General features: G+C 41.9%; 1 protein-coding gene. It reads right to left on the bottom strand.

The genetic code is table 11. The features are described from left to right. Positions 1-207: 207 nt before the first annotated feature. The gene (locus B092_RS14580; RefSeq protein ID WP_083907573.1) at positions 208-1,332 is read right to left on the bottom strand and encodes a 3-isopropylmalate dehydratase large subunit; all 1,125 of its coding nucleotides are present in this window, start codon (positions 1,330-1,332) and stop codon (positions 208-210) included. Positions 1,333-1,373 lie beyond the last annotated feature (41 nt).

Genomic DNA, 1,373 nt, shown 5'->3' with positions numbered 1-1,373 from the left:
TTAGGTGTCGTCACGTTAAATCCGGAGAATGATTTAAGAGTAAAAAAAGCAGCTTAAAATTTATGTATGAGTGACAACTATCTTGACAAATACCGAAGTCTTCACCCCTAGCCAACTTTAAAAACCGAGCAGGAATAATTTGATCAGTATCTATATTTTTTCCAGTTATATATGCTGGAATGGAGCACAACTCTTCAAATGGTTTCATTACTTATCATCCAAAAAACGTCTAACGTCTGTAATTTTTCCATAGACCGCTGCTGCAGCGACCATCATAGGGCTCATAAGATGAGTCCTAGCACCTGTGCCTTGGCGGCCCTTAAAGTTACGATTTGATGTTGAAGCACATCGTTTGCCGGCTGGAACATAATCACCGTTCATGGCTACACACATAGAACAGCCAGCATGCCCCCATCTCAATCCTGCACTCTGAAAAATCTCTGCTAAACCTTCAGCTTCAGCCTGTTTTCTAACTAATTCAGAGCCAGGCACAACTAAACCAGGCACTCTAGATTTTTTTCCTTTTAATATTGCAGCTGCTGCTCTCAAATCCTCAATCCGACTATTCGTGCAAGAACCAATAAACACCATATCTATCGCGACATCCTGAATCTGCTGCCCTTCTTTTAAGCCCATATAATCTAGCGAGTCACGAAGATTACTTTGCTGCTCACGACTTAGCGACTGATCAATTATCGGAACTCTGTCTTCAACATGGACCACCTCTTCTGGACTAGTGCCCCAAGTGACCATTGGTAAGATTTTTGACCCATCGATATAGATATTCGCGTCATACTTAGCTCCTGGGTCCGAACTAAGAGTTTCCCAATCAGCAACAGCTAAATCCCATAACTCACCTTTTGGTGACCACTTCTTTCCTTTTAAATACCTATAAGTCACGTTATCTGGCTCAATCATTCCACACCTTGCACCGGCTTCAATAGACATATTGCAAAGCGTTAAACGACCTTCCATGCTAAGATTTCTGATAACTTCTCCGCTGTACTCAATGGCATAACCTGTTGCTCCTGAAGTTCCAATCGTCGAGATAATATATAAGACGACATCTTTTGCGCTCACTCCTTTTTGAAGTGTTCCACTTACATGAATCTTCATGATTTTTGGTTTTTTTTGCCATAATGTTTGCGTGGCTAAAACGTGAGTGTTCTCAGACTGACCAATCCCAAACGCAATTGCCCCCAACGCTCCGTGAGTAGAGGTATGACTATCACTACAAACAATTATCTGACCTGGCAAACTAAAGCCTTGTTCTGGACCTGTAACTACCCCATTCTTAACACAACTCGTCGGTAGACATAACCTGTTTTTTATACTCCATGGGACTCAAGTCATTGAGTGAGTCATGAGGTCTT

It is taken from the genome of Oligella ureolytica DSM 18253 (assembly GCF_000373745.1).
Taxonomy (GTDB): domain Bacteria; phylum Pseudomonadota; class Gammaproteobacteria; order Burkholderiales; family Burkholderiaceae_B; genus Oligella; species Oligella ureolytica.
The sequence above is the reverse complement of the archived record's forward strand: the minus strand, read 5'-3'. Positions and strand labels throughout refer to the sequence as shown.